Below are 23,080 nucleotides of genomic sequence, written 5' to 3' on the forward strand. Positions count from 1 at the left end.
GCCGCGCGCGGTTAGGCTCCGCTGCTCGTGCGGTCGGCGCGGCGCCGGCCGACACCTGCCTTGGCGTCTACCTTGGCGTTGGCTTCCGTGATCTCGGGCTCGATTGTGTCGAGACTCGTATAGATTTTGCCGAGCGTGGCCTTCAGCTCGGCGATTTCCTTCGATGAGAAATCGCGCACGGCGACTTCCTCGAAATGTATCGCGATCGGAATCAGCTCTTCGACCAGCGTCTTTCCCTTTGCCGTGAGATTGATCGCAACCGTGCGCGCGTTGTCCTTCAGCCGCGTGCGCGAAACCAGGCCCTTGCGCTTCATCGTGCCGATCAGGCGCGACAGCGTCGACACCTCGATCGATGTCATCGCGGCGAGATCGCCCAGCCGCTGGTCAGGCGTCTCCCAGAGCGCCGCCATGACGCGGTACATCGGTAGCGTGACGTCGTAGCCGGCGATCCGCCGGGAGAACAATTCTCCCATCCGGACGCCAACCCGGTTGAGCAGATAGGGGAAGGCATAGGTCAGTCTGTACAAGGGCTTGCCGTCCATCTCGATGCAACAATTGCGCGGCGACACTAGCCGGATTCGGGCGCCGCCTCCAAACGAAATTTGCATTTGCAATTTTTCCATTGACAGACATTTGCAAATGCAATTATTCTAGCTGCAATTAATAATCACTTTGGGTAGGAGGAAGTCATGGCGATGACGTCCGAGGAGCTGAAGGCTTCCTTCAAGCTCGCGATGCGGCGTTTTCCCGCCGCAGTCACGGTCATAACGTCGGCGGATCAGGGCCGCCGCCACGGCATGACGGCAACTGCCGTCACCTCGCTCTCGCTCGACCCGCCGTCGCTGATCGCCTGCATCAACCGCACGACGCTGCTCCACGACATCATGCTGCACGGCCGGCATTTCTGCGTAAACGTGCTGCGCCGCGACCAGGCCGAACTCTCCTCCGCGTTCTCGGGCGCGGTGGCGCCGGAAGCGCGCTTCGCGCAGGGCAAATGGCTGACTTCGACTGACGGCGTGAACTATCTCGCCGACGCGCAGATCAACGTGTTCTGCCGCAAGGTTGCCGCCGTTCCCTACGGCACGCACACGATTTTCATCGGCGAGGCGCATTCCGTGAACATGTGCGATCCGATCGAGCCGCTGATCTATCAGGACGCGACCTACTGCTTCGCAGGCGCAGCAGCGGGACAGACGTCCTGCAAGGCCGGCGCCGTCAATCACTGAATTTCTAGAGGAGATGGAAATGGCCACGAGTGCACAGCGCAAGCGACACGCCATCGAAGCACCGTCGCGCCCCGACGTCGCAGAATTGAAGTCGCGGCTTGCAAGCCTGCGCCCCCAGATAGAGGCGCGCGCGCTGGCGACGGAACGAGCGTGCCGCGTCCCGGCGGAGAATATCGCAGCGCTCCGCGCCATCGGCTATTTCGACATCGTCAAACCGGCGCGCTTCGGCGGCTACGAGCATGATTTCGACGTGCTGGTGGACCTCAACATCGAGCTGGCCAAATCCTGCGCCTCGACCGCATGGGTCGCCGGTCTGCTCGCGGCGCATCAATGGCTGATCGCGGGTTTCCCGGAAGCGGCGCAGCGCGACGTCTGGGACGACAATCCGGATGCGGTCGCCTGCGGCTCCTATGCGCCGGCGGCGAAAGCGGTGAGCGCGGACGGCGGCTGGCGCCTGACCGGTCGCTGGGCGTTCGCCTCTGGGTGCGACAATGCGCAATGGTCCCTGTGCGCGGCGCTGTTGCCGTCGGAGGCGGACGAGACCAAGCTCGTGCCTGCGTTCCTGCTGGTGAAGGCCACGGACTACAGCATCGACGACACCTGGAACGTGGTCGGGCTCGCCGGCACCGGCAGCAAGACGCTCGTGCTCGACGACGTCTTCGTGCCCGCGCATCGCATCCTGGGTTTTGCCGAGACCACCAGTGGGCAGACGCCCGGCGCAAGCATCTATGCCGGCAATCCCGCGTTTTCTATCCCGATGCTGTGCAACATCCCGTCTTGTCTTGCCTCGATCGCGGTCGGCGCTGCCGCCGGTGCGCTGGACGATTATCTCGCGCGCACCAGCAAGCGAGTGACCCGCGGCGCGGTTGCAGGCAGCAACAACAGGATGGCGGAGTTTCCGACCATCCAGCTGCGCGTGGCGGAGGCTGCCGCTTCCGTCGACGCGGCGCGCCACACCTTGCTGCGCGATCTGGCCGACCGTGCCGGCACAGTGCGCGCCGGAATAGAGGTTTCCGTCGAGGACAGGATCACCAGCCGCCGCGGCCAGGCCTTCTCGGTTGGCCTTGCCATTCGCGCGGTCGAGGCGCTCAACGCGTCGACCGGCGGGCTGGGCCTCGACCTCGCCAATCCAGTGCAGCGCGCCTGGCGCGATGCCAATGCGGTCGGCCGCCACATCAGCATGAACTGGGACGCGGTCGGGACCATGTACGGGCAGATGGTGCTCGGGCTAACGCCGCAAGGCCAATACTGAAAGAGAACCGCGGGAGGAAATCATGCAGGGAAAGATCGCGCTCGAAGAGCATTTCGCCATCCCGGACACGCTGATGGATTCGGCAGGCTTCGTGCCGGACAGTTACTGGCCGGAATTGAAGGGCCGGCTGCTCGACATTCAGGAGCGCCGCCTTGCCGAGATGGACCGGCACGGCATCGAGATGATGATCCTGTCGCTCAATGCGCCGGCGGTGCAAGCCATCCCCGATACCGGCAAGGCCGACGAGATCGCGCGCCGCGCCAATGATTATCTCGCCGAGCAGGTGGCGAAGCGCCCGTCGCGCTTCCAGGCCTTTGCCGCGCTGCCGATGCAGGACCCGGAGCTTGCGATCCGCGAACTCGAGCGCTGCGTTACCATGCTCGGATTCCGCGGCGCGCTGGTGAATGGATTTTCGCAGACCGGGGCGCACAAGTCGCTGCTCTACTACGACCTGCCGCAATATCGGCCGTTCTGGGCACGGCTCGAACAGCTCGACGTTCCCTTCTATCTGCATCCGCGCAATCCGCTGCCGGAAGACTGCCGCATCTATGACGGCCACCCCTGGCTGATGGGGCCGACCTGGGCGTTCGGGCAGGAGACGGCGGTGCACGCGCTGCGCCTGATCGGCTCCGGGCTGTTCGATGCACATCCGAAACTTAAGATCGTGCTCGGCCATATGGGCGAGGGGCTGCCCTACAGCATGTGGCGGATCGACCATCGCAATGGCTGGGTGAAGGCGCCGCCGAAGCACAAGGCGCAGCGCAAGATCCGCGATTACTTCAACGAGAATTTCTACCTGACCACTTCGGGCAATTTCCGCACGCAGACGCTGATCGACGCTATCCTCGAGATCGGCGCCGACCGCATCCTGTTCTCGGTCGACTGGCCGTTCGAGAACGTCGATCACGCTTCCGACTGGTTCAACAGCGCAAGCCTCAGCGAGAATGACCGGCTCAAGATCGGCCGGAGCAATGCGGCCAGCCTGTTCAAGCTCGACATGCCGGCGAGGGCGGCCGGCCAGCTAAGTCAAGCCGCGGAATGAGTGTTCCAAGGGGAGCGCAATGACGATCGAAGCGAACAAGCTCGCGATGGGCCGATTCACGGAGTTCATCAACACCGCCAGCGAGGCGCTGGCGGTGAAGCTTATTTCGCCGAATGCAGTATTTCATGTACCCGGCTGCGACACGCCGATGCTGGGTCCATCAGGCTACCTCGCGATTATCCAGATGATGCGGGCGGGCTTCCCGGACATCCGATGGACGCTGGAAGAGATGGTTTCCGAGGCTGACAAGGTCGCTGCACGCTTCACTATGCGAGGCACGCATCAAGGCGTCTTTCTTGGTGTTCCACCAACCGGCAAGCAGATCGAGGTGAAGGCGATGAATATTTATCGATTATCCGGCGGTCAATTCGTCGAGGAGCATGGTCAGCCCGATCTGTTCGGGTTGTTGCAGCAAATCGGCGCCGTGCCGACCTAGGCTCCGCAGCAGTATCTCCATCAAAGCCGCGGAATAAGCGGTCTAACCTAACAACCAAATCTCGAGGGGAGGGACGTGATGTCCGATCGCGCAATCGATGTGCATGAGGAGCTGGCCGAAGCAAAGGTCAGTGGATTCCACGTGTGGCTTGGCCTGATCATGGGCCTGTTGACGCTGTTCGACGGCTACGACACTTTCAACCCGGCCTACGTCATCCACTACGTCGTCGGTCCGTGGGGGCTGAAGGGCGGCCAGGCTGGCCTCCTGATTTCGAGCGGGCTGGTCGGTTTCCTGATCGGCGCTGCCGTGCACGGCATCATTGCCGACCGGTTCGGCCGGCGCGGCACGCTGCTCGGCGGTCTCTGGATCACCAGCATCTTCACGCTGCTGACGGCGCTATTGGCGGACTCCTTCGTCTCCTTCTGCATCCTGCGTCTGCTGACAGGCCTTGGACTCGGCGTGCTGCTGCCGCTCGCCACCACCTACATCAACGAGCTGGCGCCGCGCCGCGTCGCCAACACCTTTGCGCTGTGGGGCGTCGCGCTCGGCTGGGCGCTCGGCGGCACCGCGGCCGGCCTCGTCGGCGTGTTCTTGACGCCCGTATTCGGCTGGAAGGTGTTGTACTGGATCGGATCGCTGTCGTTCCTGCTGCTGCCGTTCCTGCACGCGCAACTGCCGGAATCGCCGAAATTCCTGATGCTCAGGGGACGCTCCGACGAGGTCAAGGCGCTGCTCTGCAAACTGCGTCCCGACCGCGCGGTAATCTATGCATCGGCGGATTTCTCGGTGATGCAGCCGCAGGTGAAGGCAAATCCCATCGCCCTGCTGTTGAAGGCGAACTACCGTCGCACGACGCTGGCGATCTGGTCGTCGGCTTTCCTCAGCCTGTTCTGCATCTTCGGACTCACCGGCTGGATCCCGACCGTCATGATGCAGCGTGGCGAGACGTTTTCCGCAAGCTTCGGCTTCGGCGCGATGATGCAGGTCATGTCGTTCCTCGGCGGGCTGGCGCTTGGTCACCTGATCGACCGGTTCGGCCGCAGCAGGGGCCTGATTGCGTCGTGGTGGGCGGTCGGCGGGTCGTCGGTGCTGATGCTCGCCGCCTTCAACACCCATCTCGTCAATGTGACGGCGGTGGCGCTGGCCGGCTTCTGCATCATCGGTGCGCAGTTCGTGCTGAACAACTTCACCGCGGCATCCTACGAAACCAGCGCCCGGGCCACCGCCGTCGGCATGGAGCTCTCGATCGCGCGGGTCGGCGCGATCCTGGGACCGCTGGTCGCGGGCACGCTGCATCAGATCTACCAGAGCCCGACGCCGATGTTCGTTTCCATCGGCTTCTCGGCGATCGCCGCCGGCGCGGTCATTCTGTTCGCCAAGGCGCCGCCGGTCGAGAGCGCGGTTGCGGCGCCTGCTTCGGTGGCGGTGCCGCCCGGCGCGGCGGTCGCAGCTGACTGACGAATCCACGTGAACGCCATCGCGGCGCTGGCAGGCATGCGCTAGGCTCCTGGCGCCAGTCAACCGGCGCGGCGAAGCGGAGGAACGACGTTGCAGGACTTCACCTATTCTGCGAACGCGATGCGCGTGGTGTTCGGAGTCGGCACCGTTTGCAAAGTTCCCGACGAGCTGTCGCGGCTCGGCATCTCCCGCGCGCTGGTGCTGGCGACGCCGCGACAGCAGGCGGAGCTTGGTGACATTGCGGCGCTGACCGGAACGCGCATGGCCGGGGTATTTGGCGGCGCGGTCGTGCACACGCCGCTGGCGGTGACGGAGCGCGCCATGCAGGCGGTCCGCGAACTGAAGCCGGATGGCATCGTCGCGATCGGTGCGGGCGCCGCTACCGGCCTCAGCAAGGCGATCGCGCTGCGCACCGATCTGCCGCAGCTGATCCTGCCGACCAGCTACGCCGGCTCGGAGATGACGCCGGTGCTCGGCGAGACAAGCGACGGCGTCAAGACCACGCAATCCTCGCCAAGAATCCTGCCGGAGGCCGTGATCTACGACGTCAATCTCACGCTCTCGATGCCGCCGCGGTTTTCCGTGCTGTCCGGGTTTAATGCGATGGCGCATGCGATCGAGGCGCTCTATGCGCGGGACAGCAATCCCGTGATCTCGCTGCTCGCGCAGGAGGCGATCGCAAGACTCGCGGCGGCGTTGCCCGAGGTGAGCGCGCGCCCGAAGGATGTCGGCGCACGCAGCGATGCGCTCTACGGTGCATGGCTGTCCGGCATTTGTCTCGGCTCGGTCGGCATGGCGCTGCACCACAAGCTTTGCCATACGGTCGGCGCGCTGTTCGATCTGCCTCATGCCGAGACGCATGCGGTGCTGCTGCCGCATACCATCGCCTACAACACACCGGCCGCGTCCGATGCGTTGGGCCGCGCCGCAAGCGCACTCCGGGCGAGCGACGCGGCGTCCGGAGTGTTCGAACTGGAGAGACGGCTCGGCATGCCGCTGTCGCTGGCCGAGATCGGCATGCCCGAGGGCGGAATCGGCCGCGCCGCCGAACTTGCGGTGAAAAACCCCTACTGGAATCCGCGGACCATCGAGCAGGAAGAGATCCGCAATCTGTTGCGGCGTGCCTGGTCGGGCGAGCGGCCGCTATCAAACTGATCTCGGGGCAGAAGACGATGCGAAACTTCAACGAATTCACGATCACTAATGCGGTGATGGAGCGGCTCAAGGACGCCAGGGATGCGCGCATGCATCAGATCAGCGCCGCGCTGGTGCGGCACCTGCATGCCTTCGTCCGCGAGGTCGAGCCGACCTTTGCGGAATGGGAGGCGGGAATCGATTTCCTGACCCGCACCGGGCACTTCTGCAACGACAAGCGGCAGGAGTTCATCCTGCTTTCCGACACGCTCGGCGTTTCCATGCTGGTTGACGCCATCAACCACCGCAGCGCGGAGGCTGCGACCGAGACCACCGTGCTCGGGCCGTTCTTCGTGCAGCATGCGCCTGAATGTGCCCTGGGTGCGGACATTTCCGGCGGCATGCCCGGCGAGCCCTTGTTGATCACCGGCTCGGTCCGCGGCAGCGACGGTCAGCCGCTGGCGGGTGCGGTCGTCGATATCTGGCATTCCGATTCGGACGGCTATTACGACGTCCAGCAGCTCGACGAGATCGGCGATCTCGCCATGCGCGGGCGCTTCCGCACCGACGAGAACGGAGGTGTCCGGTGCTGGTCGATCAGGCCCGCGGCCTATCCCATTCCGCATGACGGCCCGGTCGGGCGGATGCTGGAAGCCCAGGGCCGCCATCCCTGGCGTCCGGCGCACGTCCATTTCATGATCGCGGCGCCTGGCCACGAGAAGCTCGTCACCCACATCTTTGCTTCGGGCGATCGCTATCTGGATTCCGATGTGGTGTTTGGCGTAAAGGACAGCCTGATCGGCGCATTCGCTGAAAAGCCGGCGGGCCAAGCGGCCGACGGCCGCGTCATCCGCCGGCCATACTGCCATTTGCATCACGATTTCCGGCTGAGGCCCGATCCGGCCTCGGCGGCGAACCCTGCCGAGTTTGCATCGGCTTGAAAAAAGACTGCCCGCCGGGGGGCGGGCAGGTTCAGGCTCGGGAGGTTAGGTCCAGGAGAAGTCTACGCCTCGAGGTCGGCCAGCCGCTCGCGGTTGCGCAGTACGATCTGGCGGGCGCCGGAGAGGCCGAGCACGCCCTGCTGCTGCAGTTCGGACAGCGCGCGCGAGACGGTCTCCAGCGTCAGCCCGAGATAGTCGCCGATGTCGCGGCGGCACATCGGCAGCGCGATCATGCCGGTCCTGGCGATGCGGCGGTCCATTTCGAGCAGGAAGGTGGCGACGCGCTCCATGGCGGTCTTGCGGCCCAGCAGCAGCATGTGATTTTCGGCGTGCTGCAGCTCGCCTGAAGTGATCGACCAGAGGTCGCGGGCGACGCGGACGTCGTTCTGGGCGGAATGTTCGAGGCTCTTGCGTTTCACCAGGCGCAGCGTGGTGTCGAGGATGGCTTCGGCGGCGAGGCGATGGGTCGCACCGGATTCCAGGCCGAACACGTCGCCGGGCAGATGGAAGGCGCCGATCTGGCGGCGACCGTCGGAGAGAAGCTTGTAGGTGCGCACCGCACCGCGGATCACCTGGTAGACATATTCCGCCGGCTCATCCTCGCCGTAGATCTCTTCTTCCTTGCGGTAGGTGAACTCGGTGGCGACGAGGCCCGCATGCCCGGTCAGGACACCGAATGCGTCGGGGGTCGTGCAGGGAAGGGCAACAACCTTGCGGCCGATGGTGCTGGTGGTGATCGACTGGGTGAGCATTTGGGCATCTCCTCGTTCCGGGATGACCAAACCGTAGAGAGGAACCGGGACGCGTGAAATTTGGTCCGATGCCTTAGGGGCAGCCCCTTACGTAGTTTACCGGAGGCAGCCGCTGCGAATGGAAATTCAGTGGCGGGTATCGCGGTCCCCGAGCGCGCCCCTGATATGGCTGATCAGGCTCTCGTCGAGCAGCGGCTTGCGCAGAACATGGTGGACGCCGGCACTTGCGACTCGTTCCGAAATCTGCTCGTCCGGATAGCCCGTGATGAGGATGACAGGGGCTGAAATATCCTTATTTCGCAGTCGCTTGACCAGGTCGAGCCCGTTCATGTTCGGCATCTTGTAGTCGATCACGAAGCAATCGGCGTTGTCCGGGGCCGCGTCATTCAGCAGCGCGGCGCCGCTCTTGAACGTGCGCACGGCAAAGCCGTCGGTCTCAAGCAGGAACTGCAGCGAGCCGAGCACGTCCAGATCGTCATCGACAACATAGATCATCGTTTTGGTCGGTGAGGCCGACATCACCGATTTCCGCAAGTTCCGGGTTCACTGCAAAAACGCATCCGGATTTTATGCCAGAAGCGGCGGCGGGTTGCTTGATCTGCCTCAACCCTTCAGCGCGCCGGCCCGCATGGCCAGCCGCACCAGCTCCGACAGGCTGCCGGCCTGCATTTTCGTCATCACATTGGCCCGGTAGACCTCGATGGTCCGCGGGCTGATGTCGTATTCGCGCGCGATCGCCTTGTTGGAGAGGCCGGCGACCAGGCCGTCCATCACCTGGCGCTCGCGCGGGCTCAAGGTCGCGACCCGCTCGACGATCTCGCGGGTGGCCGCCTCGTTCCGCGCCTCCGGCTCGGCACGCTTCAATCCGGAATCGACCATCGAGATCAGCAGATCGTCGTCGAACGGTTTCTCCAGGAAATCGACCGCGCCGAGCTTCATGGCTTCCACCGCCAGCGGCACGTCGCCATGCCCGGTCATGATGATGACGGGGAAGCGGCAGTTCAGACCCTGCAGGCGGCGCAGCATCTCGATGCCGTCGATTCCCGGCATGCGCACGTCGGAGACGACGCAGCCGAATTCGAGACCGGCGAGACCGGCGAGGAAGGCTTCCGCCGATTCGAACAGCGCGACCTCGAAGTCGGCGGAGTTGAGCAGAAATTCCAGCGAATGACGCATCGCCTCGTCATCGTCGATGACGTAGACTCTTCCCCTAGGCATCAGTCAGGCTTTCGTTCGGTGCGGCGGGCAGTGTAAAACGGAACGTCGCGCCACCGGAAGGGTTGTTTTCCGCCCACATCTTCCCGCCATGCGCCTCGACGATGGAGCGGCTGATCGAAAGTCCCACCCCCATGCCGGTGTCCTTGGTCGTGAAGAAGGTCTGAAACAGGTTGGATTCGACGCCATCGGCAAAGCCGTGGCCGGTATCGGCGACGGCGACCTCGACCATGTCATCCTCGACCGGCTTCGCCGAGGCCACCAGCCGGCGTTGCGGCGAAGCCGCCATGGCTTCCAGCGCATTGCGGAACAGGTTGACCAGCACCTGCTGGATCTGGACGCGGTCGACCAGGACCAGATCGTGCCTGCGGTCGAGCTCGAACTGCAAATTGACCCCTTGTTCGCGCGCCCCGGTGAGGCCGAGCGCGCCGGATTCCTCGATGAGCTTGGTCAGGCTTTCAACACGCTTTTCCGATTCGCCGCGCGCGACGAAATCGCGCAGCCGGCGAATGATCTGGCCGGCGCGAATCGCCTGTTCGGCCGCACGGTCCATTGCGCTCTCGATCTTCTCCTTGTTGGGATCGGTGCTTGCCGAGAGCAGCCGGCGCGAACCCTTCATGTAGTTGCTGATCGCTGCGAGCGGCTGGTTCAGCTCGTGCGCCAGCGCGGACGCCATCTCGCCCATCGCCGACAGGCGCGAGATGTGGACGAGCTCCGACTGCAGCTCCTGCAGGCGATGCTGGGTCTGCTGCTGCTCGGTGAGGTCGCGCACGAAGCCGGTGAAATAAGTCTCGCCGCCCGAGCGCATTTCGCCGACCGACAGATGCATCGGAAAGGTCGTGCCGTCCTTGCGCTTGCCGGTAACGATGCGGCCGATGCCGATGATGCGGCGGTCGCCGGTGACGCGATAGCGCTCGAGATAGGAATCGTGGTGGGTGCGGTCCGGCTCCGGCATCAGGATGCTGACGTTCTGGCCGATGGCTTCTTCGTCGGTGTAGCCGAACTGCCGTTCCGCGGCATCGCTGAAGAACTGCATGATGCCGCGGCTGTCGATGACGATCATCGCGTCCGGGATCGTCTCCAGGATCGATCGCAGATGCGTCTCGCGCGTGCGCAGCGCCTCCTCGACCTGCTTCTGCTCGTCGATGTCGAGTGCAAGGCCGCTCAGATGGTGCGGGCGTCCGTCCTCGGTGCGGACCAGGCCGGCACGCAGGCGGATCCAGTGCCGGACCGGTTGGTCGGCGACAGAGAAGGTGACGTCGAGCCTGGTGCCGTTTTCCGCGGTTTGCCCGATTGCGCGCTTCACCCGTTCGCGGTCGAGCGGATCGAGCAAAGAGAGGAAAAAGTCGTAGGCAACGTTGCGCTTGCCGGGGACGCCGAACAGCTCTCCCGCGTTCTCCGACCAGGTCATTTCCCGGCTCAGCAGGTCGAGGTCCCACGTCCCGACCCCCGATCGCTCGATTCCAAGGCGGAATCGCCGGTCCCGCACGGGGTCGTCAGCCTGTGGTTGGATGGAGTTGGTCACGCCGGGCCCTTGGTCGGCCGCCCGCGGGCTACGGCGCTACCGCGACGCAACAGAACGGCCATGGAACAGTCTATTTGTCCCATGGCAGCGCAAAGCTCAAGCCTCTTCGGAAGAGCGGCTAACCTGCCTTGGCGGCGGCGTCCTGCTCGTCCTCGGCGGAATTGACATAAACGCCCGACATCGGCTCGAGCCAGACCAGGTGATCGTGCACCTTGCGGACCCCGGTGACGTTCTCGGCTGCGACCACCGTCGCCTGCCGCGACCGCTCGTCGGTGATGATGCCGCTCAGATGCACGATGCCGTCGCGCACGACGACGCTCAGTCCCAGCGGCTTCCAGTCGTTCTTTTCGATCGCGGCGTGGATGCGGTTGCGCAGGTGATCGTCGTCGGCGGTCGGATCCGGCACCTCGCGGGCGAGGTCGAGCACCGCCTGCACCAGGTTGGTGCGCGTGACGATGCCGACCAGCTTGTCACCGCTCATGACCGGAACGCGCTTGATGTCGTTCTTCTCCATGGTCGCGGAGACTTCCTCGAGCGTGGCGTCTTCGGCGACCGTAATGGGCGCGGGATTCATCACTTCGCCGACCTTGCGGCCGCGCTCGCGTACGAAGTCGGCCGCTTCATGACCGGGGCCGAGCAGCATTTTAAGCCAGCGCGACCGCTTGCGCTGCGTTCCGATCTCGGCGCGGCGCATGAAGTCGCCCTGCGACACGACGCCGACCAGCTTTCCCTTGGCGTCGACGACGGGCATGCCGCTGATGTGGTGCTCGAGCAGCGTGCGCGCCGCATCCGCTATGGGGGTGTCGATCGTGGCAGTGATGACCTTGCGGGTCATGACCTGATGGGCGCGCATTGACAAGCTCCCGAGTGTTTCGATTTGATGCTACGCTAGGCCGCGCGAGGGCGCCAGCGGTTGACACAGGTCAAACCGTGCGGGGGTAGCGGGCTTGATTTAGCTCATCACGACTTGCCGGTGCCTCGCCTAAGCACCGTGCGCGACAGCACGATGCGGGAGAATTCGATGACGTATGCGACGGCGATGGTCAGCCTGGCGGTGGATCAGACCAACGAGGCATTGCTGGAAGTGTCCGGCCAGCTTGCCGCGCAGTTTTCCGCGAAGGTGATCGGCATTGCAGCCGCGATGTTCAGCCCGCCGATGTATTTCCTCGATGGTGCGGCGAGCCAGCAGCTAATCGAGGACGGGGAGGCCGCCATCAGCAAGCGCATGGCCGAGCTGGAAGGCAAGTTCCGCGCGGCGATGCACGGCCGCGTCAAGGAAATCGAATGGCGCTCGGCCATGGAACTGCCGGCGCGTTACGTCGCACGCGAAGCCCGCGCGGCCGATCTCCTCATCGTCGGCGGCGACGGCAACGCGATCCTCGACCCGTTTGCGACCGCCGGCCCGAGCGACCTCGTGCTGCAGGCCGGGCGGCCGCTTCTGGTCGTGCCGTCAAGCGTGAAATGGCTGGATTTGCGCAGCGCGCTGGTGGCCTGGAAGGATTGCCCGGAGTCGCGGCGGGCCGTGGCCGATGCGCTGCCGCTGCTTGCCAAGGTCAAGGAAGTCACGGTTGCAGGCATCGCCGAGGAGGAGGGCACGCAGGCGGCGGTGCGCCGGCAGGCCCAGGATGTGGTCGACTGGCTGTCGCGCCATGGCATCCTGGCCCGCGCCCAGGTGCCGGAGCGCTGCGGTAACACGGTGCAGCAACTCGACCGAATCGCCTCTGAAAACGGCGCCGGCGTCATCGTGGCCGGCGCCTATGGCCGCTCGCGGTTCCGCGAATGGGTGCTGGGCGGTGTCACCCAGCATCTCGTCGGGCAGACCGCCCGCTGCGCGTTGCTGTCGCGCTGACTTTTTTTGACGCAGCTCAACGATCCCGGAAGTTGCGGCGTTAGATTGGCGCTAACAGGAGGTTTGCCATGTCAGAAACTTTGACCGAAACCGTGACAGGACGGCTGCCCAGCGATGCGCCAGGCGCCCTTGTCGAATTCAACAAGCGGGCGCTGCATTTTCTGTTCGATGCGCAGCGGGTCATTCTGGGCGAAATGGTGACCGCCAGCGACGAGATTCTCGAGGACGTGCGCGCCGAGATGCATCTGGCGGCCGAGTTCGCAGCCAAGATCAACGAGGCCCATTCGGTGGAGAACATCAGGACGGTGCTGCGAGAGTGCGGCCAGCATCAGATGGATGTGTTCAGCCGGGAGAGCCAGAACTTCGTGCGGCGGAACCAGCGGCTGGTCGAGGCGACCTCGCAGCTGCTCGCCAGTTCACGAAAGCAGTAGCGCCGGCGAGGCTACCCGGCAGTTGCGATGCCCGTACGGTTGCCGGGTCGGCTCCCGTCCGCCACAAGAAGACTTCAATATTGCAATGAAAGCTTGCCTGTGCAGACCTATTACTTCGACATACAGGATGGTGTCCCGGTTCGCGATCGAAAGGGACTTGAGCTTGCGAATACTTCGGTGGCAATCGAGCACAGCAAGCGGCTGGCAAGACTCATCCGACAGAAGCAGCAACCGGACCGCAAGGATCTCATCATCGTCGTCACCGACGAGAGCGGCAGGGAAATTCACCGGGAAATCGTGTACCCCGCGATGACCTGACGACCGATGGGCCGATTATGGCGCGCCGGGGCGGGACGACCTTCGCAGCAGCACGACCACGGAGATCGCGGCCAGCGCCACCACGATGAGTGAAATCCATTGTGCGGCGGTGAGCAGGAAGGCGAGCTCGAATCGCCAGACCGATGGCGGCTCGGTCGAGGCCAGCGGCAGGACGTCGGAGAAGTAGCGAAGGATCACGGTTACGCCGGCCAGGAAGACCGTGCCTGCAACCACGAGATAGACGAGCTTTCGCAGCATGGCCTTTCCTCCCTCGACCGGCGACGATCCTACGCGATAGTCCTGCACTGCAACATTCCGAACCCGACCTTAGGGTTGACTACGTAACCGCCGCCATTGTTGACCTCGATCAAAGGCATTTGCCGGCGCCGGGTTTTTAATGTGGCGCCCTGATTCATCCGGGCAATCGCAACCCCAGGTATCGGGCGGCCAGCTTGTACAAATTTCTCGAACAGACCGTCTCGGACTACATGACGCGCGATGTCGCGACTGTGGCGCCCACCATGTCGATTCGCGAGCTCGGACAGCGCTTCAAGGAGACCGACTTCAACAGTTTTCCGGTGGTGGACAACTCCCAGGTGGTCGGTGTCGTCAGCAAGTTCGACTATCTGGCCTGCTTCGAGTTCACCCCGGCGCGGATGGTGCCGCGTTACGACGATCTGATGCGGCGGGCGGTGGCCAGCGTCATGACCCGCGAATTCATCTATGCCGGCCGCGATACCAAGCTGACCCGCGTGCTGCAGCTGATGATCGAACACCGGCTGCGGAGCCTGCCGATCCTGGACGCCGACTCGCGCCTGGTCGGCATCATTGCGCGCGAGGACGTCATCCGCGCGCTCGAATTCTGCGCGCAAAGCGAGGCGCAGCAGGGAGCCTAGCAATGTCGATCCGGGACATATTGCTGCCGCTGGTCGGCCATTCCTCCCGAACAACGATGCTGGCGATTGAAAAATGCGTCGCGCTGGCGCGGGGGCTTGATGTCCGCGTCACCGCGCTGGCGATCGAAACCGAGGACAATGCGCCGCCGGCTGACGTGCTGGGCGCGACCGAAATCGTGCAGACCGCGCCGTCGGCGCATGCCCTGCTTACGGCTTTCGGTGCGGCGGCTACCAGGCTCTCGCTGCGCAACGAGCAACGGCTGGAGCGCGCGACGCGAGCTTCCCTCATCGATGCGGTCGCGGTCCGGGCGCGGCTGAACGACATCTCGATCGCGCTGGTCAAGTCCGGCGATTCGTTCTCGGAGGAACTGGTCGAGCGGCTGTTGTTCGAGACCGGCCGTCCGGTGCTGATCTGCCCGGAGGATATCGCAGACAGTCTCGATACGTCGTTCAACGACGTCGCGATTGCCTGGGACCACACCGCGCCTGCCGCGCGCGCGGTCGGCGATGCGATGCCGCTGCTCAAATACGCCTCGCGCGTGCGCATCCTCACCGCGACCGACACGGCGAGCGGGGCACAGCTCGCCTCGGGAGCGGCGCTGGAGCGTCACCTGGCCGAGCACGGCCTGGCCGCCGCGTTCGAGACCGTTGAGGTCGCCGGCAGTTCGATCGGCAAGGTGCTCGGGGAGTATGTCGAGGATAACGCCATCGATCTGCTGGTCATGGGCGGCTTTGGCCATTCCCGGCTCGGCGAGCACGTCTGGGGCGGGGTGACCCGCACGGTCATCAACCAGCCGCCTTGCTGGGTTATGCTGTCGCACTAGTTTCAACCGCACTTTCTATCGTACATCCGGGCCTCGGGCCATGCGAGGTCATAAGGGACATGTCCACCTATCGATTGAGCAACGTGCTGGCGCCGCGATCGGTGGCGCTGGTGGGGGCGAGCCCGCGGCAGGGGTCGCTGGGCGCGGCGATCCTGAAAAATATCCGCCAGGGCGGGTTTGCCGGCGAGATCGGCCTCGTCAATCCTCGCCATGGCGAAATTGCCGGCATGAAGACCTTTGGCCACATCGACAAGCTGCCGTTTGCGCCGGAGCTGGTCGTCGTCACCGCGCCGGCGCGGGAAATCCCCGAAATCATCGACGCCGCCGGCAAGCGCGGCGCGGCGGGCGCGGTCATCGTTAGCGCCGGCCTCGGCCACGGACCGGGCTCGATCGCCGAGGCGACCGACCGCGCGGCGCGGGTGTACGGCATGCGCCTGATCGGCCCCAATTGCCTCGGCATCATGATGCCGCGCGTGAAGCTGAATGCGAGCTTTGCGGCGCACATGCCGCGTGGCGGCAATTTGGCGCTGATCTCGCAATCCGGCGCGATCGCGGCTGGCATGGTGGACTGGGCCGGCCAGAAGTCGGTGGGTTTCTCCGGCGTCGTCTCGATCGGCGACCAGCTCGACGTGGACATTGCCGATTTGCTCGATTATTTCGCGCTCGATCGCGATACCGGAGCGATTCTGCTCTACATCGAGGCGGTGCGCGATGCCCGCAAATTCATGTCGGCGGCGCGCGCCGCGGCCCGCGTCAAGCCGATCGTGGTGGTGAAGTCGGGCCGGATGGCGCAAGGCGCACGCGCTGCGGCCACGCACACCGGTGCGCTGGCGGGAGCCGATGACGTCTACGACGCCGCCTTCCGCCGCGCCGGCATGCTGCGGGTGTTCGACCTGCGCGAACTGTTCGACTGCGCCGAGACGCTCGGCCGGCTCAAGGCTCCGGAAGGCAAGCGGCTCGCGATGCTGACCAATGGCGGCGGCCTGGGCGTGCTGGCGGTCGATCGGCTGACCGAACTCGGCGGCGTCACCGCGGCGCTGTCGCCGGCGGCGCTCCAGCAGCTCAATGCCGTGCTGCCGCCGACATGGTCGGGTTCGAACCCGATCGACATCATCGGCGATGCCGATGCGGCACGCTACGCGGCGGCGCTGGAGATATTGCTCGCCGATCCCGGCAACGACGCCGTGCTGGTCATGAACGTGCAGACGGCGGTGGCTCCCGCAAGCGACATTGCCGACACCGTGACGCGAGTCGTCGCGGCGACCCGGGAAAAGCGCCGGCCGGCCCGGCCGGTGCTGGCGGTCTGGGTCGGTGCGGGGCCGGAGATATCGAAGACGTTCGACGCTGCCGGCATTCCCAATTTCGCAACCGAGGACGACGCCGTGCGCGGCTTCATGCATCTCGTGAAGCATCGCGAGGCCCGCGAAGCCCTTTCGGCCGTTCCGACCAGCCTGCCTGCGGACTTCGTGCCCGACGTCGAGGCGGCGCGCGCGATCGCCAGAACCGCGGTTGCGGAGGGACGGCGCTGGCTCGATCCGGGCGAGGTGAAGCGGCTGCTCGACGCCTATCAGATCGACATGGTGCCGACGCTGGAGGTCGCCGATCCGGAGCAGGCGGTTGCCTTCGCGGAGACCCTGTTCGCGCGGGGCAACAAGGTGGTGCTGAAGGTGCTGTCGCGCGACATCACGCACAAATCCGACGTCGGCGGCGTCGTGCTCAACCTCGCGACATCAGACGAGGTGCGCTCGGCCGCTGCCGACATCCTGGGGCGGGCGAAGGCGTTGCGCCCCGACGCAAGGCTCGACGGCGTTCTGGTGCAGCCGATGGTGCTGCGGGCAAAAGCGCGCGAGCTGATTCTCGGCATTGCCGACGACCCGACCTTCGGCCCGGTCGTCGTGTTCGGACGCGGCGGCACGGCGGTCGAGATCATCAACGACAAGGCGCTGGCGCTGCCGCCGCTCGATCTTTCGCTGGCGCGCGGCCTGATCGCGCGGACGCGGGTGTCGCGGCTGCTTTCCGCCTATCGCGACGTGCCGGCGGTGAAGGAGGATGCCGTCGCGCTGACGCTGGTAAAGCTGGCGCAACTCGCCGCCGACCTGCCGGAGGTGACGGGACTGGACATCAATCCGCTGCTTGCGGATGCCTCCGGCGTGCTGGCCGTCGATGCCCGCGTCGCCGTCGCAGCACCTGACCGAAAATTCGCCGGTCCCGGCAATGCGCGATTTGCGGTGCGGCCCTATCCGACCGAATGGGTGCGCCATCTCGCGCTGAAGAAGGATTGGCGCATTCTGGTGCGGCCGATCCGTCCCGAGGACGAGCCGCTCATTCATGGATTCCTCAAGCACGTCACCATGGAGGATCTGCGGCTGCGGTTCCTCGCGCCGATGAAGCATTTTTCGCACGAGTTCATCGCGCGGCTGACCCAGCTCGACTATGCCCGTGCCATGGCCTTCGTCGCCTTCGACGAGGCGAGCGGAGAGCTTGCCGGCGTGGTGCGGCTGCATTCCGACTCGATCTACGAGACCGGGGAATACGCCATCCTGCTGCGCTCCGACCTCAAGGGCAGGGGGCTCGGCTGGGCGCTGATGCAGCTGTTGATCGAATATGCGAAGTCGGAAGGGCTGAAGCAGATCTACGGCCAGGTGTTGCGCGAGAACACCACCATGATCGATATGTGCAGGAGCCTCGGCTTCAAGGTCGAGCCGGATCCGACCGAGCGTGACCTGTTCGACGTGACGCTGCCGCTGGATCGCTGACGCGCGACGCGCGGTCAGAGTCGCGCGACGGAGACGACCCGGAACGGATGCATGCGGCCTTCCTCGTTCACCGAGACGTATTCGCCCGGCACGAAGCGTTCCTCGTTGAAGTGATAGCCGGCCTCGTCGGGCAGGTTGGCCTCGTACGCGAACGCCCAGGAGCCGCCGCGGCGGTGCACGAGATGGCCATGCGCCGTCGCCTGACCCGGTCGCAGTCGCGCCACGCGGCAGGCTTCGCGATGCTGTCGCCACACTTCCGTATCGATACGGCCCTCGTCATCGAGTGGCGCGACGAGGACATAGGCGATGTCGTGCGCGCCCTCGGGATGTGCCCGCTCGCGGGCAAGCTCGATCCGGATCTGGCGGAAGGCCGACGGCAGCGAGGCGTTGAGAATGGACGTTGGGGAAGACATCGGGAGTCCTGTAGCGGGCGTTATTCGGCGGCGGCAGGCTTGCGCAAATGACCGATCGCCGCGGTGATCAACGGCACGATCAGCGGCAGCATGCCCTCGAGCGGGTGATGCAAGAGGCGGTTGACCTGCGACTGCGCGGCCTGCGCTTCCAGCTGCAGCGCGTCGATGGCCGAATCGTGGATCTGGTTGGCCAGAGCCAGCTCCTGGCCAAGGCCGCGGCGCGAAGCGATGAAGAGGAGGATCAGCGCGATGGCCAGATTGACGGCGCCGAGAATTGCCGCGGCGACGATGGCGCTCAGGACCTGCACCAGCGCGAAATAGGCAGCCAGCTCGAACATCAGGAGGCCGAACGCCGCGATCAGCGCGGCAAAGGCGCGCAGGCTCAGGCCCACCAGCATGTGGCGCAGCCGCATCTCGGCGATGATGCGGTCGGTGCGCCAGAGCAGGCGCAGGTTCTTGACGATGTTTTCCGAATTCACCTCAGATCCTCCTCAAGGCAAAGCCGACCACGATCCCGACCGCGAAGGCGCAGGCCAGCGCGGCGATCGGACGCTCCATCACGAGCTTTTCGATCTGCTTTTCTTCCTGTCCAAGATTCTGGCCGAGTTCATCCAGTGCCGACTTGAGCTGCTCGGCGAAGTTGTCCGCACGCTCGCGCGAAGCCCTCAGCATCTCGTCGCCAGCGGTGCCGAGCAGGCGCGCGGCGTCTGCCCTAAGGGCAAGCAGTTCGTCGTGCAGTTCGTTGGATGTCAGCATGGCGTTATCTCCCTGAGGGAGTGTATAAATCAGGTTAAGCCAGTGTCCGCGTGCAGCCTTGATTTGCCTCAAGGCGAGGCGCGACAGCCTGCCTTGAGGCAGGTCAACCCCGGTGCCACCTCGCAACCCTAGAAGAAGGGTTGCCCAGCCAGGATGGACAGCAGCAGTGAGTTCCGCGCCGCTCCTCAACGCCGCCACGGTCGGCGATACGCTCGAAATCCGTCCCACCGGATCGTGGACGGTGATCAATGCAAACCTGCTGGAAAGCCTTTTCAACGCGGTGACACCGCAGCTCGCCGGGGCGAAGCGCCTGCGCGTCGATCTCGCCGGCGTCCGCGAGATCGACACGCTCGGTGCCTGGCTGCTGGAAAAAATCTCGCGCGGGGCGGAGCAGGCGGGCCGTCCCGTCACCGTCACCGGCATCGACGAGCGTCACGCCGAATTGATCGAGGATGTCCGCAAGGTCAATCGCGGCGAGCGCGCGGCGCGGCCGCGGCAGAACTCGGTTCTGGCCCGGCTTGAGCAGGCCGGACGCGCGGCGTACGGCGCCGTCGGCGAGGCCGCTATCTTCCTGCAGATGCTGGGGGCGATCGGATGGGCGCTGCTCGGCGTGCTTCGCCGCCCGCGCTCGCTGCGGCTGACCTCGCTGGTCTACCAGACATGGCGGATCGGCTGGCAGGCGATCCCGATCATGGTGCTGATCACCTTCCTGATCGGGGCGATCATCGCCCAGCAGGGCATTTTCCATTTCCGCAAGTTCGGCGCCGAATCCTACGTCGTGGACATGGTCGGCATCCTGGTGCTGCGCGAGATCGGCGTGTTGATCGTCGCCATCATGGTGGCCGGCCGCTCGGGCAGCGCCTGCACGGCGGAACTCGGCTCGATGAAGATGCGCGAGGAGATCGACGCGCTCACGACCATGGGGCTCGACCCCGTCGAGGTGCTGATCCTGCCGCGCATCATCGCGCTCGTCATCGCGCTTCCGATCCTTGCCTTCCTGGGCTCGATGGCTGCGCTGTATGGCGGCGGCCTGATTGCCTGGCTCTATGGCGGCATGTCGCCTGCGATCTTCATCGCGCGGCTGCATGAGGCGGTATCGGTCACCCATTTCGAGGTCGGCATGATCAAGGCGCCGTTCATGGCGCTGGTGATCGGCATCATCGCCTGCAGCGAGGGGCTGAAGGTGCAGGGCAGCGCCGAATCGCTGGGACGGCAGACCACGACCTCGGTGGTGAAGTCGATCTTCCTCGTCATCGTGCTCGACGGCCTGTTCGCCGTCTTCTTCGCCTCGATCGGGATGTGAGCCGTGGACGCCGTGACCGATCGATATGCGATCCGCGTCCGCGATCTCGTGGTCGGCTTCGGCCGCCGCATCGTGATCGATCATCTGTCGCTCGACGTGCGGCGGGGCGAGATCCTCGGCCTGGTCGGCGCCTCCGGCGGCGGCAAGTCGGTGTTGATGCGCACCATCATCGGGCTGATTCCGAAGATGGGCGGCCGCATCGAGGTGATGGGTTGGGATGCGGATGCGGCCGGCGCCCTCAATGGCCATTTCGGCGCCCCGAAATGGGGCATCCTGTTCCAGCAGGGCGCGCTGTTCTCCTCGCTCACGGCGCGGCAGAACGTGCAGTTTCCCTTGCGCGAAAATCTCTCGCTGTCGCAATCGCTGATGGACGAAATCGCCGACGCCAAGCTGGAAATGGTCGGCCTGTCGCCCGAGGACGGCGACAAGCTGCCGGCCGAGCTTTCCGGCGGCATGACCAAGCGCGTGGCGCTGGCGCGCGCGCTGGCGCTGGATCCGGCGATCGTCTTTCTCGACGAGCCGACCAGCGGCCTCGATCCGATCGCTGCCGGCGATTTCGACGCGCTGATCAAGACGCTGCAGAAGACGCTCGGCCTCACCGTCTTCATGGTGACGCACGACCTTGCCAGCCTGAAGACCGTGTGCGACCGCGTCGCGGCGCTTGCCGACGGCGGGATCGTCGCCATCGGCTCGATGGACGATCTGCTGCACTCCGAGCATCCCTGGGTGAAGGCCTACTTCCACGGCAAGCGCTCGCTGATGCTGCACAAGAACCCGGATTGAGAACGCATATGGAAACCCGAGCTCCCTTCGTCATCGTCGGCGCCTTCGTGCTCGCGGCCATCGCCGCCACGTTCGGCTTCGTCTACTGGCTGCACAATTCGACCGGGATGGGCGCGCGCAGCACCTATTACCTGCAATTCGACGGGCCGGTGCCGGGGCTGCTGGTCGGCGCCTCCGTGCTGTTCAATGGCATCCGCGTCGGCGAGGTGACCGAGCTGAAGCTCGCCACCGACCATCCGCGCCGCGTCAATGCGACGATTGCAGTCGCCGCCACCACGCCGGTGCGCGCCGACACCAAGGTCGGGCTGGAATTCCAGGGCCTGACCGGCGTGCCGGTCGTGGCACTGGAAGGCGGCAAGGAGATTGCGCCCTCAGGCAATGTGCCGACATTGATCGCCGAGCCCGGTGCGGGGCAGAGCATGACGCAGGCAGCGCGCGATGCGCTTCGTCGCGTCGATTCGATTCTCGCCGAGAATGCCGAGCCGCTGCAGGGCATGATCGCGAATTTCCGTACCTTTTCCGACGGACTGGCGCGCAACACCGGCAAGCTCGACAGCATCGTCGCCGGCCTCGAGCGGATGACGGGAGCCAGCACGCCGCCGCCCAAGACCATCTACAATCTGCAGGCGGCGGCCGCGCCCGCGAGCCCCGGCAAGCCGCTGAAGGGACAGCTCGTGGTTGCCGAGCCCACGACCGTCGTCATGTTCGACACGCAGCGCATCCTGTTCTCGCCGGCCAACGACTCGCCGGAATTCGCCAACAGCCAGTGGGCCGATACGATCCCGCGGCTGTTGCAGTCGAGATTGATCCAGAGTTTCGAGAACTACGACATCGCCCATGCGCCGCTGCGCAACGCCGACGGCGCGGAGGTGGACTATCAGCTGCTGATCGACATCAGGGAGTTTCTGGTGGCGGGCGGCGCCCAGCCTGCGGCGAAGATAGCTTTCTCGGCGCGGCTCCTCAACAAGCAGGGCAAGGTCGTCGCTGCAAAGGTGTTCAGCGCCGGTCAACCGGTCGAGAAGGTCGAGCCATCGGCGGTGGTCGCCGCCTTCGACAAGGCCTTCGCCGAGATCGCCCGGGAACTGATCGCCTGGACGGTGCAGACGCTCTGAGCGGAAGATCGCGCTATTCGAGGCTCTTCAGGTAGGCCAGCACGTCGTTGATCTGGTCGGGTTCGAGCCTGAAGGTCGGCATGGTCGGGTGGCCGGTATAGATGCCCTCGGCCAGCGATTCCTGCAGCGTCTCGATCGGATATTTCCGATGCAGGTCGCGGAAGGGCGGCGCGATCTTCAGCGGGCTAGGGGATACCTTGTCGATCGAATGACAGCGCGAGCAGTTTACGCGGACGAAATTCTTGCCGCGCTGCTCGGCGGGGGTGATCGCCAGCGCCGAACCCGTCATGACGAGGAGGGCGGCCAGACCACCGGGAAAATATCGCATCGCGTGCGCCCTGCTCGTTGATTTCAGACGGTTTTTTTCTTTGCACGGATGCCGGCCGCCGCCGTTGATCTGGGTCAACGGCGGACCCCGCCCGGCCGCTTCCGCCGGCAAAAAATTGATGCAGCTCAAAAACGCGACCGGATTCCCGTGACATCTTTTCCTCGATTCCAGAGGAGGAAAAGAATGCCTGCCGACGCGATGATCGTTTTTGTACTCATCATCTCCGTATTCGTGGTTTTCGGCTGCGTGCTGTATTGGGGCGACCGCCAGACCCGCGATCTGTCCGCGAGCGCCGAGAGCGCGAAGGCCAAGCGCCGCAGCTTCTGACGG

28 protein-coding genes are annotated in these 23,080 nt (G+C 65.0%); 17 read left to right on the forward strand and 11 right to left on the reverse strand.

Features of this window, described 5'->3' with window-relative positions; all coding sequences use genetic code 11:
- Positions 1–11: 11 nt before the first annotated feature.
- The gene (locus HZB49_RS14080) at positions 12–527 is read right to left on the reverse strand and encodes a MarR family transcriptional regulator (protein WP_291612312.1); all 516 of its coding nucleotides are present in this window, start codon (positions 525–527) and stop codon (positions 12–14) included.
- A 162-nt stretch (positions 528–689) separates the two neighbouring features.
- Between HZB49_RS14080 and HZB49_RS14085 the strand changes: the two genes are divergently transcribed.
- The 7 genes from HZB49_RS14085 (at position 690) to HZB49_RS14115 (ending at position 7,489) form a co-directional block, all read left to right on the forward strand.
- Positions 690–1,226: a flavin reductase family protein gene (locus HZB49_RS14085; protein WP_291612313.1), complete on the forward strand. Its 537-nt coding sequence runs from the start codon at positions 690–692 to the stop codon at positions 1,224–1,226.
- Positions 1,227–1,245: 19 nt separating this feature from the next.
- Entirely contained in the window at positions 1,246–2,478 is a 1,233-nt protein-coding gene (locus tag HZB49_RS14090) for a flavin-dependent monooxygenase (protein ID WP_291612315.1), read from the forward strand.
- Positions 2,479–2,500: 22 nt separating this feature from the next.
- Positions 2,501–3,520, forward strand: a complete 1,020-nt coding sequence (locus HZB49_RS14095; RefSeq protein ID WP_291612317.1) for an amidohydrolase family protein — start codon at positions 2,501–2,503, stop codon at positions 3,518–3,520.
- 19 nt (positions 3,521–3,539) lie between these two features.
- On the forward strand, positions 3,540–3,956 hold the full coding sequence (locus tag HZB49_RS14100) for an ester cyclase (protein WP_291612319.1): 417 nt from the start codon (positions 3,540–3,542) through the stop codon (positions 3,954–3,956).
- A 78-nt stretch (positions 3,957–4,034) separates the two neighbouring features.
- On the forward strand, positions 4,035–5,414 hold the full coding sequence (locus HZB49_RS14105; protein WP_291612320.1) for an MFS transporter: 1,380 nt from the start codon (positions 4,035–4,037) through the stop codon (positions 5,412–5,414).
- 120 nt (positions 5,415–5,534) lie between these two features.
- Positions 5,535–6,569, forward strand: a complete 1,035-nt coding sequence (locus HZB49_RS14110) for a maleylacetate reductase (RefSeq protein ID WP_291612471.1) — start codon at positions 5,535–5,537, stop codon at positions 6,567–6,569.
- A gap of 17 nt (positions 6,570–6,586) precedes the next feature.
- Positions 6,587–7,489: an intradiol ring-cleavage dioxygenase gene (locus HZB49_RS14115; RefSeq protein WP_291612323.1), complete on the forward strand. Its 903-nt coding sequence runs from the start codon at positions 6,587–6,589 to the stop codon at positions 7,487–7,489.
- A gap of 62 nt (positions 7,490–7,551) precedes the next feature.
- Here HZB49_RS14115 and HZB49_RS14120 read toward each other — a convergent pair whose 3' ends face one another.
- The 5 genes from HZB49_RS14120 to HZB49_RS14140 form a co-directional block, all read right to left on the reverse strand.
- Complete coding sequence (locus HZB49_RS14120; RefSeq protein WP_291612325.1) at positions 7,552–8,241, reverse strand: helix-turn-helix domain-containing protein; 690 nt, start codon at positions 8,239–8,241, stop codon at positions 7,552–7,554.
- A gap of 126 nt (positions 8,242–8,367) precedes the next feature.
- A complete protein-coding gene (locus HZB49_RS14125) occupies positions 8,368–8,760 on the reverse strand; it encodes a response regulator (protein ID WP_291612326.1) in 393 nt (130 codons plus the stop codon).
- Between the two features lie 84 nt (positions 8,761–8,844).
- On the reverse strand, positions 8,845–9,462 hold the full coding sequence (gene fixJ, locus HZB49_RS14130; RefSeq protein WP_291612472.1) for a response regulator FixJ: 618 nt from the start codon (positions 9,460–9,462) through the stop codon (positions 8,845–8,847).
- Positions 9,452–10,981 carry a sensor protein FixL gene (fixL, locus tag HZB49_RS14135; RefSeq protein ID WP_291612328.1) on the reverse strand — a complete coding sequence of 510 codons (1,530 nt, stop codon included), beginning with the start codon at positions 10,979–10,981 and terminating at the stop codon, positions 9,452–9,454. The genes fixJ and fixL overlap by 11 nt, the downstream gene beginning before the upstream one ends.
- Positions 10,982–11,099: 118 nt before the next feature.
- A complete protein-coding gene (locus HZB49_RS14140; RefSeq protein ID WP_291612330.1) occupies positions 11,100–11,834 on the reverse strand; it encodes a CBS domain-containing protein in 735 nt (244 codons plus the stop codon).
- 168 nt (positions 11,835–12,002) lie between these two features.
- Here HZB49_RS14140 and HZB49_RS14145 point away from each other — a divergent pair, with 168 nt between their 5' ends.
- The 3 genes from HZB49_RS14145 (at position 12,003) to HZB49_RS30050 (ending at position 13,579) form a co-directional block, all read left to right on the forward strand.
- Positions 12,003–12,830 (forward strand): universal stress protein, encoded by an 828-nt coding sequence (locus tag HZB49_RS14145; RefSeq protein WP_291612332.1) that lies wholly within the window; start codon positions 12,003–12,005, stop codon positions 12,828–12,830.
- A gap of 68 nt (positions 12,831–12,898) precedes the next feature.
- Positions 12,899–13,261: a hypothetical protein gene (locus HZB49_RS14150; RefSeq protein WP_291612334.1), complete on the forward strand. Its 363-nt coding sequence runs from the start codon at positions 12,899–12,901 to the stop codon at positions 13,259–13,261.
- 177 nt (positions 13,262–13,438) lie between these two features.
- Positions 13,439–13,579, forward strand: a complete 141-nt coding sequence (locus HZB49_RS30050; RefSeq protein ID WP_365857857.1) for a hypothetical protein — start codon at positions 13,439–13,441, stop codon at positions 13,577–13,579.
- A 15-nt stretch (positions 13,580–13,594) separates the two neighbouring features.
- Here HZB49_RS30050 and HZB49_RS14160 read toward each other — a convergent pair whose 3' ends face one another.
- On the reverse strand, positions 13,595–13,837 hold the full coding sequence (locus HZB49_RS14160) for a hypothetical protein (RefSeq protein ID WP_291612336.1): 243 nt from the start codon (positions 13,835–13,837) through the stop codon (positions 13,595–13,597).
- A gap of 194 nt (positions 13,838–14,031) precedes the next feature.
- Here HZB49_RS14160 and HZB49_RS14165 point away from each other — a divergent pair, with 194 nt between their 5' ends.
- The 3 genes from HZB49_RS14165 to HZB49_RS14175 are packed head-to-tail and all read left to right on the forward strand — an operon-like array spanning position 14,032 to position 18,055.
- Entirely contained in the window at positions 14,032–14,475 is a 444-nt protein-coding gene (locus HZB49_RS14165; protein ID WP_291612337.1) for a CBS domain-containing protein, read from the forward strand.
- A 2-nt stretch (positions 14,476–14,477) separates the two neighbouring features.
- Positions 14,478–15,299: a universal stress protein gene (locus HZB49_RS14170; RefSeq protein WP_291612339.1), complete on the forward strand. Its 822-nt coding sequence runs from the start codon at positions 14,478–14,480 to the stop codon at positions 15,297–15,299.
- A 59-nt stretch (positions 15,300–15,358) separates the two neighbouring features.
- The gene (locus tag HZB49_RS14175; RefSeq protein WP_291612341.1) at positions 15,359–18,055 is read left to right on the forward strand and encodes a bifunctional acetate--CoA ligase family protein/GNAT family N-acetyltransferase; all 2,697 of its coding nucleotides are present in this window, start codon (positions 15,359–15,361) and stop codon (positions 18,053–18,055) included.
- Positions 18,056–18,069: 14 nt separating this feature from the next.
- Here HZB49_RS14175 and HZB49_RS14180 read toward each other — a convergent pair whose 3' ends face one another.
- From HZB49_RS14180 to HZB49_RS14190, 3 genes are read right to left on the reverse strand one after another with little or no spacing between them, the layout of a single operon-like run.
- Positions 18,070–18,468 (reverse strand): hypothetical protein, encoded by a 399-nt coding sequence (locus HZB49_RS14180; RefSeq protein ID WP_291612343.1) that lies wholly within the window; start codon positions 18,466–18,468, stop codon positions 18,070–18,072.
- A gap of 20 nt (positions 18,469–18,488) precedes the next feature.
- Positions 18,489–18,947 (reverse strand): phage holin family protein, encoded by a 459-nt coding sequence (locus HZB49_RS14185; protein WP_291612345.1) that lies wholly within the window; start codon positions 18,945–18,947, stop codon positions 18,489–18,491.
- Position 18,948: 1 nt separating this feature from the next.
- Entirely contained in the window at positions 18,949–19,224 is a 276-nt protein-coding gene (locus HZB49_RS14190; RefSeq protein ID WP_291612347.1) for a hypothetical protein, read from the reverse strand.
- Positions 19,225–19,390: 166 nt separating this feature from the next.
- On the opposite strand from HZB49_RS14190, the gene HZB49_RS14195 reads away from it, so the two are divergent.
- The 3 genes from HZB49_RS14195 to HZB49_RS14205 are packed head-to-tail and all read left to right on the forward strand — an operon-like array spanning position 19,391 to position 22,422.
- The gene (locus tag HZB49_RS14195) at positions 19,391–20,527 is read left to right on the forward strand and encodes an MlaE family lipid ABC transporter permease subunit (protein WP_291612349.1); all 1,137 of its coding nucleotides are present in this window, start codon (positions 19,391–19,393) and stop codon (positions 20,525–20,527) included.
- A gap of 3 nt (positions 20,528–20,530) precedes the next feature.
- Positions 20,531–21,310, forward strand: a complete 780-nt coding sequence (locus HZB49_RS14200) for an ATP-binding cassette domain-containing protein (protein ID WP_291612351.1) — start codon at positions 20,531–20,533, stop codon at positions 21,308–21,310.
- An 8-nt stretch (positions 21,311–21,318) separates the two neighbouring features.
- Positions 21,319–22,422 carry an ABC-type transport auxiliary lipoprotein family protein gene (locus HZB49_RS14205; RefSeq protein WP_291612353.1) on the forward strand — a complete coding sequence of 368 codons (1,104 nt, stop codon included), beginning with the start codon at positions 21,319–21,321 and terminating at the stop codon, positions 22,420–22,422.
- Between the two features lie 13 nt (positions 22,423–22,435).
- Here the strand turns inward: HZB49_RS14205 and HZB49_RS14210 are convergent, their stop codons facing one another.
- Positions 22,436–22,750, reverse strand: coding sequence for a cytochrome c (locus HZB49_RS14210; protein WP_291612355.1), 315 nt, complete (start codon positions 22,748–22,750; stop codon positions 22,436–22,438).
- A gap of 183 nt (positions 22,751–22,933) precedes the next feature.
- Here HZB49_RS14210 and HZB49_RS14215 point away from each other — a divergent pair, with 183 nt between their 5' ends.
- On the forward strand, positions 22,934–23,077 hold the full coding sequence (locus HZB49_RS14215) for a hypothetical protein (RefSeq protein ID WP_291612357.1): 144 nt from the start codon (positions 22,934–22,936) through the stop codon (positions 23,075–23,077).
- The last annotated feature ends 3 nt before the right edge of the window (positions 23,078–23,080 follow it).

The organism is Bradyrhizobium sp. (assembly GCF_016219575.1).
Lineage (GTDB): Bacteria > Pseudomonadota > Alphaproteobacteria > Rhizobiales > Xanthobacteraceae > Bradyrhizobium.